Origin of the sequence: Rhodococcus sp. AD45-ID (assembly GCF_003023755.1) — a bacterium.
GTDB lineage: Bacteria > Actinomycetota > Actinomycetes > Mycobacteriales > Mycobacteriaceae > Rhodococcus_F > Rhodococcus_F globerula.
Genome location: NZ_PYHL01000003.1, coordinates 1196267 through 1205189, shown reverse-complemented (window position 1 = coordinate 1205189; position 8923 = coordinate 1196267). Strand labels below are relative to the sequence as shown.

General features: G+C 61.6%; 4 protein-coding genes. 3 read left to right on the top strand and 1 reads right to left on the bottom strand.

Going from position 1 to position 8923, the window contains the following annotated elements:
* Positions 1–395: 395 nt before the first annotated feature.
* Entirely contained in the window at positions 396–803 is a 408-nt protein-coding gene (locus C7T36_RS29785; RefSeq protein WP_033236742.1) for a VOC family protein, read from the top strand.
* A 69-nt stretch (positions 804–872) separates the two neighbouring features.
* Here the strand turns inward: C7T36_RS29785 and C7T36_RS29780 are convergent, their stop codons facing one another.
* Positions 873–1847 carry a sigma-70 family RNA polymerase sigma factor gene (locus tag C7T36_RS29780; RefSeq protein WP_045069594.1) on the bottom strand — a complete coding sequence of 325 codons (975 nt, stop codon included), beginning with the start codon at positions 1845–1847 and terminating at the stop codon, positions 873–875.
* A 90-nt stretch (positions 1848–1937) separates the two neighbouring features.
* Here C7T36_RS29780 and C7T36_RS29775 point away from each other — a divergent pair, with 90 nt between their 5' ends.
* Both C7T36_RS29775 and C7T36_RS29770 read left to right on the top strand, forming a co-directional pair.
* On the top strand, positions 1938–2723 hold the full coding sequence (locus C7T36_RS29775; protein WP_084702950.1) for an HD domain-containing protein: 786 nt from the start codon (positions 1938–1940) through the stop codon (positions 2721–2723).
* A gap of 683 nt (positions 2724–3406) precedes the next feature.
* Positions 3407–8893 carry a carboxyl transferase domain-containing protein gene (locus C7T36_RS29770; protein ID WP_045069593.1) on the top strand — a complete coding sequence of 1829 codons (5487 nt, stop codon included), beginning with the start codon at positions 3407–3409 and terminating at the stop codon, positions 8891–8893.
* Positions 8894–8923: the final 30 nt, after the last annotated feature.

Here is an 8923-nt window from a genome sequence, read left to right as displayed (position 1 = left end):
ATCACCGCGACCTTCAGGCCACTCGCTCCGGGGCAACTTTTCCAGCCTATCCCATCGAAGTCACCGGCGCAAACCGGAACATCGTGAAGAGGAACTGGGGTTGAAGCACAACCATACATGATGGAAACTACTTCGGATTTTGGCCAGGCACTTCGTACAACCTCGTGTCACTCGCTGTGAAGCGGGAGTCGGTGTCCGTGTCGCTCTGACTTGGAATAAGTTACGCGAAGATCAACACAACACCAAATCGCCTGGTCACAGCGCTGCGAATAGTTAACAGAGGGAAATACTCAGCAAGATCCCCGCTCCCCCGATGATTTTCTGCGTCTCGGATGGTCTGCATCTGTGAAAGGAACCAAACAACAGCGGTTCCACCCGACAGCAAGGAGTACCTGATGTCCCGACTGCTCTTCGTCAACATGCCTGTGAAGGATGTTTCCGCCACCCGTTCTTTCTTTGCCGGGCTCGGCTTCGAGTTCAACGACATGTTCAGTGACGAGAACACCGTGTCGATGATCGTCAGCGATGCGGCGACTGTCATGTTCCTGAACGAGCCCCGATTCGGCGACTTCATCGCGGACGACATCTGTGACACGTCGAAAGCCCGCGAAGCACTCATGTGCATCTCTGCCGAGAGCAGAGAAGAGGTGGACAGCTTTGTCGATGCGGCCATCGCGGCCGGCGGCACCAAGTGGATGGAGCCTCAGGATCACGGCTTCATGTACGGACGCGCATTCCGCGACCTCGACAATCATGTCTGGGAGGTCATGTGGATGGACCCGGCTGCGGCAAATCCCCAGTAGTGGCGAATCCGCAGTAAGACTGCAACCGTCAGGGGTTGTGCGCGGGTTTCGCGTGCAACCCCTGATTTATTACAGCTCGGCTGGTAGACCGAACCTGGGAAACAGACTGAGATCGAAGAAGCAGGTCACATGCGATATCCCCGACTCGGTGACGTCGAGAACATGCAGCTGGAAGGCATGGTGAATGCCGTCCTCCTGACGCATGTAGAGCCCGAACGCCGGCTGACCGTTGGCCGATGTAGGTAGTAGACGCATTGCCCCTGGCCCGTCGGCCGGGCATTTGTCCCCGATGAGCTGGCCGATCGCCTCGGGGCCGCGGTACCAACCCTCGAACGGCGGCATTTCCCAGACCGCGTCGCGCGTGAACAACGCGACGATGGCGTCAACGTCGTAGCTCTCGAAGCTACGGACGTATTCACGCAGCAATGTTCGCGCTTCCCCGGAACTGGGTTCGATGAGAGTGTCTTCGGTAGGCGCGATATTGCTGATCTGTGCGCGCGCTCGTTGTAGAACGCTGTTGACCGCGGTCGTGGTGGTATCGAGAGCTTCGGCCACCTCTGCCGCTTTCCACTGCAACACGTCGCGCAACACCAACACTGCTCGCTGCCTCGGAGAGAGATGCTGCAGCGCCGCGATCAGAGCCAGTCGCACGGAATCTCGCTGCACCACCATGACGGCCGGATCGTTCACATCACCCAGCGACGAGTCGGCGATAGGTTCGAGCCAGGCGATCTCATTGCGCTCGATCAACTCGTCGGATGGATCCGAACTGGGCGCACCCAACCCTGTCGGAAGTGGTCGCTTGGCGCGCCCTTCCAAGGCGGTCAAACACGTATTCGTCGCGATACGATAAAGCCAGGTTCGAAACGACGATTGGCCGCGGAAACCGTCGAACCCCCGCCACGCGCGGATGAATGTTTCCTGGACCTGGTCCTCAGCATCATGGATGGAACCCATCATGCGATAGCAGTGCGCCAGAAGCTCTCGCCGATACGGATCGGCAAGTGTCAGAAAATCGCTGTCCAACGCCTGATCGACTGTCATTTCCTCAGACTAGTTGCCAAAGCCGAGATACACAGGAGGACTCGAGGCAACAATGCATGTCATTTCCTGCCCCACAAACGAGAGGTTCCTATGCACGACACCACATCGATCAGCCACACTTTCGACGCTATCGCTCTCAAAGAGATGGACCCAGCACTCCTTGCGCTCGCAGTCTTGGAGGCAGCGGAGCGGGCGTCCATTTCCGTCGAAGCCTTGCAGCAAGCGATGAATGTAGCCGCGCTCGCTCACATCGACCAGAACCGCAAGAACGGAATCAAAAACCCGGAGGACCCCTATATCGTCCACCCGTTGCGCAATGTTCTCAGGCTCCTCCGATACGGATGCGTCGATGCCGACGTTCTGGCGGCCACGGCTCTCCACGACACGGTGGAAGATCAACCCCGCGCCGTTATCGAACTGTTGTCCGGCCACCCGACCTCCGAAGAGGACAAATCCTTACTCCAACAGTTGGCGTCACAGGCCATTTCGAATACCTTCGGCAGTCGAGTAGCGAATATCGTTGCAGCCGTTACTAATCCGATCAACGACAGTCAAGATGGAAATGCTGTCAGTTATCAAGATCATGTCGTGGCGGCAATTGAAGATCCCGCCGTATTTCTCGTCAAATTCAGCGATTTCGTCGACAACGCGGGCAGCGTGAAGCATCTCGGCGAGCCGACGCGAACAAGGCTGTCCGCCAAGTACGCCCCCCTGGTCCGGTATTTCCGCACGGGGGCAAGCACACTCGGTAACCAGTTGAATCTTCCCCAGTCCGGACTTGACGACATCACTCGCCATCTCGACGAACTGGAGGCTCGACTTCCGGTCGAGAGCTCAGATCCCCGCGAGCCCGAAAGCACTTCTACAGCAACGTAACTGGCAGTCATCGCAGTGAGGCCTGGGTTGAACCCTTGCCGCGAGTCACTCGGGGCCGCGCCGGGGTAGATCCGATTAAACCTGTGAGACGCAATTTCCTTGCTCTGCATTTGCGTGGCGTTAACGTACTCGCCAGTAGTACCGACGGGTAACACTGGCCAGTAGCATAGGGCAAATTCAAAACTACTGCGCCAGAATCGAATTTGTTACCCACGAGTATTCGTTTTCGGCCCCGACTCGACGCTCCGTGATCCGCATCACAACGCCGAAAGTGTCTGTGGCACAGCCAATTAAACGATAAGCGTTACCGCAGTTCACGTTGACTAATATTCTTGAATTCGCCCAGGTGACATGTGGGCGCACATACTGCATCCTTAGATAAACCAGGGACTCCCTGGAGGCAGAAACACTATGTTGCTATTTCGTGATTGGAGCGGTTCTGAGTCCATGCCACAGGCGTGACGCGTGCACTCGGCGTCACCGGACTCACGAACCCACATGGCAAACACCTGCAGATGCGTATCCGGGGGCTAGCAATTCGCATCACCGCAGTTTTTGTCACAGCAGCAGTGCCCACAACCCGGAGCAAGTCAAAACCACAGCATGACGGTATGTGACGCACGATCAGCCCATATCGCGTCGTACGCGACGTATGAATCTCATCAAGGACGGTGGCAGTGACAATGTTCAAACGAATCGCAGTGGTCAATCGAGGTGAGGCCGCAGTCCGCCTGATCAGGGCAGTACGCGAACTGAATGCTGAACACGACTACGGCATTCGCGTCATTGCACTGCACACAGAGGCCGAGCGTCGGGCCATGTTCGTTCGCCAGGCAGACGAGGGCGTAACGCTGCGCAGCACCGGGACCGGCAGCCCGTATCTCGACTACGTCGAACTCGAACGGGCGTTGCTTGCAGCCAAGGCCGACGCAGTCTGGGTCGGCTGGGGCTTTGTCGCCGAAGATCCGGCTTTCGCGGAGATCGTGGCAAAACTTGGCATCACGTTCATCGGCCCCAGTGCCGACGCCATGCGACTGCTCGGCGACAAGGTTGCCGCGAAGATCCTCGCCGAGAAGGTCGGCGTCCCCGTCGCGCCGTGGAGCGGTGGGCCGGTCGACACGCGCGCCGACGCTCGTCGCCACGCACAGGCCATCGGCTACCCGCTGATCATCAAGGCTCGCAGTGGCGGTGGTGGACGTGGAATCCGCAAGGTCTGGGCCGAGGACGAACTCGAAGTTGCGCTCGAGCGCACCCAGGGTGAAGCCGAGCGTTCATTCGGCGATCCCGTCGTCTTCCTCGAACGCCTGGTCACCGACGCCCGCCACGTCGAGGTGCAGATCATCGCCGACAACCACGGCAATGTCTGGGCCCCCGGCGTCCGCGACTGCTCGATTCAGCGTCGCAACCAGAAGGTCATCGAGGAATCTGCCTCCCCCGTCCTGACCGAAGAGCAGTCGAACCACCTCAAAGAGGTGTCGGCCGAACTCGTCAAGGCCGCGGGATACCAGGGCGCAGGCACTGTCGAGTACCTCTATCAGCCCGAGAACAAGCTGTTCACGTTCCTCGAAGTCAACACGCGCCTGCAGGTCGAGCACCCCATCACCGAGGTCACCACCGGTATCGACCTGGTCAAGCTGCAGATCCTTGTTGCCAGCGGTGAAGAATTGGTCGGCGATTGCCCTCCCGCATTCGGTCACGCCGTCGAGGCTCGTCTCAACGCCGAAGACGCCGACAACGATTTTGCGCCGGCACCCGGCACCGTCCAGTTGCTGAAGTTCCCCCTCGGCTCGGGTATCCGCGTCGACACTGGAATCGCAGCCGGCGACGTCATTCCGCCCGACTACGACTCGATGGTCGCCAAGGTCATCGCTTGGGGACGCACCCGTCCGGAAGCCCTAGCACGCCTGCGCACGGCGTTGCGGGAAACCACCGTCGTACTCGACGGCGGCACCACTACCAAGTCGTTCCTCCTCGATCTTCTCGATCGTGACGAGGTCATCTCGGCGTCCGCCGACACCGGTTGGCTGGACCGCACCGGCGCTCTGGATTCCACGACGCGTCGCGCCGATGTCGCGCTTGTCGCCACCGCGATCGACGCCTACGACGCCGAGGAATCGCTAGAGCGCGCAGCATTCCTCGCGTCCGCCCGTGGTGGCCGTCCCCGCGCCAACCACGCGATCGGCCGCACGGTCGAGCTGAACTACCAGGGTCAGGCGTACAAGCTGACCGTCGGCCGCACCGGTCCGCACAGCTATCGCGTCGACGGCGATGCCGGTGATGTCGAGGTGGACGTCGATCGGCTCGGCGACTTCGAGTCACGCCTTGTCATCGGTGATCGACGTTTCCACATTGTCTCCGTCGCAAGCCCGTCGCGCTACCTCGTCGAGGTCGACGGCATCAGCCACCAGATCAGCCAGGACGACGCCGGTGTTGTCCGCGCGCCCGCTCCCGCTGTGGTTGTCGCAGTGCCGGTTTCCGTCGGAGACGACGTCGAAGCCGGTTCTACCCTTGTGGTTCTCGAATCCATGAAGATGGAAACCGCGGTTCGCGCGCCGTATGCCGGAAAGGTCCGCGAGGTCCTTGCGACGGTCAACTCGCAGGTCGACGCGGGAGCACCGCTGCTGCGTGTCGATCAGGTAGGCGACGAAGCTGTCACCGAGAAGGCTCCGCGCGTCGAATTCGATCTGTCCGCTTCGACTTCCGGTTCGGACACCCGCTCCGACGCTCTGGCCCAGCTCGAAGCCCTGACCGCGATGATCAGCGGTTACGACGTCAGCGGCAAGCATGCCAATGCGGTTCTCGCCGAGTACGACGCACTGCGCAGCGCTCTCGAGTCGGAAGATCGCGAACTGGTGCAGGCGGAACTTGCCGTTCTGACCACGTTTGCCGATATCTGCGAGCTCTCCCGCAACAAGCCCACGTCAGGCGAGACGGAGAAGGACGAGTCCGTCCACAGCCCGCGCGAGCATTTCCACACGTTCCTGCATTCGCTGGACGTCGAACGTGAGGGCGTCCCGGCGTCGTTCCGCACTCGCCTCGAGCGCGCCCTGCGCCACTACGACGTCACCGATCTCGACGATCGTGTCGCCGTCGAAGAAGCTGTCTACCGACTCTTCCTCGCATTGCAGCGCATGGAAGCCCAGATCCCGGTCATCGCAGCACTTCTCGAAGGCTGGCTCGCCGGCGACAAGGCTCCCGGCTGCTCGGCGCAGGAACTGAACGAGGTCCTCGACCGGCTGATCGTGGCAACGCAGGTGCGCTTCCCGGTTATCGGTGACGTCGCCCGCAACCTTCGATTCCGGTTCTTCGACGAGCCGCGCATCCGCAAGGTTCGCGAAGACGTGTACGACGGTGTGCGCGGAAACATCGCGTACCTCGAAGAGCAGCCGGACGCTGCAGACCGCGCCAAGCGGATCGCCAATCTCGTGGCAACGCCGGAACCGCTGCTCGATCTCTTGGGCCGCAAGATCGGTCTGGGTAGCCGTGACGGCGGACCGTTGGTCGAGGTCATCACGCGCCGCTACTACAAGATTCACTCCTTCGAGGACGTGCGGGCATTCGAGCATGTCGACCGTCGCTTTGTCACCGGTAACTTCGACCTCAAGGGTGACGGTCTCCATCTGGTCTCGACCGTAGCCGAATTCGACGCTCTCGGAACCGCTCTCGACGACGTCACCACGATCGCGCAGGACGCCCCGGCCGGTCGCGGTCTGGTGATCGACATCTACCTCGACTGGCCGAATCAGCCGGCCGACGGTGACACTCTTGTCGAGACACTCCGAACTGCGCTCTCTCGCAACGAGACCGTCAACCGCTCACGCCGCGTGACGGTCATCGTCTGCAACCCGAACGGTGATCCGGTCCGCTGGGTCACGTTCCGCCCTGTTGCCGGAGAACTGGTCGAGGACCAGATCATTCGCGACATGCACCCGTTGACCGGTCAGCGTCTCGACATGTGGCGTCTGAAGAACTTCAACGGCAAGCGCCTTCCCGCCCCGGAGAACACCTACCTGTTCCACCTCTCCGCCAAGGAAAACCCGTCGGACGAGCGTCTGATCGCGCTGGCCGAGATTCGCGACGTGACACCGCAACTCGACGACGAAGGCCGGATGGTTGCGCTTCCCGCAATCGAACGCACCCTCGCCGCGTGCCTCGACGGTATCCGCCGCGCCCAGAGCCAACGCGGCGACAAGCGTCGACTTGCCGCCAACCGGGTTGTTCTCTACGTGTGGCCACTTGCCGACGTTCCCGCTGATCGATTCTCCGTGATCGCACAGAACGCCGCCCGCCTCACCGTCGGCGCCGGAATCGAAGAGATCACCCTGATCACGCGTCTCAAGGATCCCAAGGGCGGAGCGCCCGAGGAAGTTGCGTTGCGCTTCTCGTACCGCGCCGGCGCCGGAGTGGTCATCAACAAGACCACCCCGCCCACCGAACCGCTGCTCCCCCTCGACTCGTACGCCCAGAAGGTGCAGAGCTCACGCGCTCGCGGCACCGTCTACCCGTACGAACTGGTGCCACTCCTCACCGGCAACAAGGGCACGTTCGTCGAGCACGATTTCGACGACGCCGGAGTTCTGGCTCCCGTCGACCGCCCGTTCGGCCTCAACAAGGCCGGAATTGTTGTCGGACTTGTCAACACACCGACGCCTCGCTACCCCGAGGGCATGACCCGCGTCGCGCTGTTCGGTGATCCCACGAAAGCACTGGGAACTGTTGCCGAGGCCGAGTGCTCCCGCGTTGTCGCTGCCATCGACCTGGCGGAAAAGCTGAACGTGCCCGTCGAGTGGTTTGCACTGTCCTCCGGTGCCACCATCTCCATGGACAGCGGCACCGAGAACATGGACTGGGTCTCCCGCGGCCTGCGCCGGATCATCACGTTCACGCAGAACGGCGGCGAGATCAACATCGTTGTCACCGGCATCAACGTCGGCGCCCAGCCGTACTGGAACGCCGAAGCCACGATGCTCATGCACACCAAGGGCATTCTGGTGATGACCCCGGACAGCGCCATGGTTCTGACCGGCAAGCAGTCACTGGACTACTCCGGTGGTGTCTCGGCTGAAGACAACTTCGGCATCGGCGGCTACGACCGCGTCATGGGCCCCAACGGCCAGGCACAGTACTGGGCACCCGACCTCACGGCCGCGTGCGAAATCCTGTTCCGCCACTACGCGCACTCGTACCTCGCTCCCGGAGAACGCTTCCCGCGTCGGGCGAACACAGCCGACCCGGTCGACCGTGACGTGCGTAGTTTCCCGCACACCCACCCGTCGAGCGACTTCGAGACCGTCGGCGACGTCTTCTCGTCCGTCAAGAACCCGGATCGCAAGAAGCCCTTCGACATTCGGACGGTCATGCGTTCGGTGGTCGACCAGGACCACTCCGTGCTCGAGCGGTGGGCCGACATGGCCGGCGCAGACACCTCCGTGGTGATCGACGCGCACCTCTCCGGATACCCGGTCACCGTTGTCGGCATCGAGTCTCGCGCAATTCCGCGTAAGGGACACTTCCCCGCCGACGGTCCGGACACCTGGACGTCGGGAACGCTGTTCCCGAACTCGTCGAAGAAGACGGCCCGCGCCATCAACGCTGCAAGTGGCAACCGTCCGATCGTGGTGCTGGCCAACCTGTCCGGCTTCGACGGCTCCCCCGAGTCGCTGCGCAACATTCAGCTGGAATACGGCGCCGAGATCGGCCGGGCCATCGTCAACTTCGACGGCCCGATCGTGTTCTGCGTCGTCTCCCGCTACCACGGTGGCGCGTTTGTGGTGTTCTCCGGAGCACTCAACGACAACATGGAAGTTCTGGCCGTGGAAGGATCGTTTGCGTCCGTCCTCGGCGGCGCACCCGCCGCAGCGGTGGTGTTCACTCGCGACGTGAACACCCGCACCAACAAGGACCCGAAGGTTCAGCAGCTGGAATCGGATCTTGCCGCAGCGAAGGACGACACCGAAAAGGCACGCCTGCGAGTCGAACTGAGTGCCCAGCGCATCGCAGTGCGCTCCGACAAGCTCGGCGAGGTGGCATCGGAGTTCGAGGCCATCCACAACATCCAGCGCGCCCGTGAGGTCGGATCGGTGGATGCGATCGTGCCTGCCGCCGAACTGCGTCCGCAGATCATCGCGGCCGTCGAGCGTGGCATGAAGCGCGCAGTCGCGCAGCAGTAATCACAGCAGACAGATGGCCCCCGTCGGATA

Coding starts and splice junctions, on each gene's coding strand:
- C7T36_RS29770 (WP_045069593.1), top strand. CDS start 3,407: ATGTTCAAACGAATCGCAGTGGTCAATCGAGGTGAGGCCGCAGTCCGC.
- C7T36_RS29780 (WP_045069594.1), bottom strand. CDS start 1,847: ATGACAGTCGATCAGGCGTTGGACAGCGATTTTCTGACACTTGCCGAT.
- C7T36_RS29785 (WP_033236742.1), top strand. CDS start 396: ATGTCCCGACTGCTCTTCGTCAACATGCCTGTGAAGGATGTTTCCGCC.
- C7T36_RS29775 (WP_084702950.1), top strand. CDS start 1,938: ATGCACGACACCACATCGATCAGCCACACTTTCGACGCTATCGCTCTC.